Annotated in this window: 1 pseudogene; it reads right to left on the bottom strand. The window is 23.9% G+C overall.

The annotated features are described in order from the left end of the window. Window positions 1-582: pseudogene (locus AZI32_RS18665) on the bottom strand (helicase-exonuclease AddAB subunit AddB); the annotation flags it as partial.

The raw sequence follows: 582 nt of genomic DNA, 5'->3' as shown, positions 1-582 counted from the left end.
CTCATCAAAACCAATACTTATTACTTTTATGAATTTATCTAAATTTATCGTATCCTCTCCCATAATCTCTACTATTTGGTCTAGTATATCAACAACAATCTCCCAAACCTGAGCATACTGATTAGCTAGATCTATTTCATTATTTTCTTTAAATTTATCAATCATTATTTGTATAGTGTTAGGTATATTTATATCTAATAAAAATTCATATATATATTTGCATATATCTTTTGCTTTATTTTTCCCTTTAAGTTTTTCTTGTAATTTAATTATAGGTTTTATTATTAAATCTTTAATCTCATTAACTCTGTTTATTATATCTATTTCATAGTCATTCTCATCTTCATTTAATTTATGATATACTCTATAGTTCCACTTTTCTTCAAACCATCTTTTCCCTTTTATTCCATTTGCCAAAACATAATTTTCTATTAGGCTAATATCTTCTATACTTATTCCTAAAAGACCACTTTTTAAATATCTAAACATAGTTTCATAGTTATATCTCCTATTTTGCATTTCTAATGCTGCTATTATCAAAACTATAATAGGATTACTTTTAGCTTCTTTTTTACTATCTAT

Origin of the sequence: Clostridium sp. ATCC 25772 (assembly GCF_001573875.1) — a bacterium.
In the GTDB taxonomy this organism is placed as follows: Bacteria; Bacillota; Clostridia; order Clostridiales; family Clostridiaceae; genus Clostridium_J; species Clostridium_J senegalense.
The sequence above is the reverse complement of the archived record's forward strand: the minus strand, read 5'-3'. Positions and strand labels throughout refer to the sequence as shown.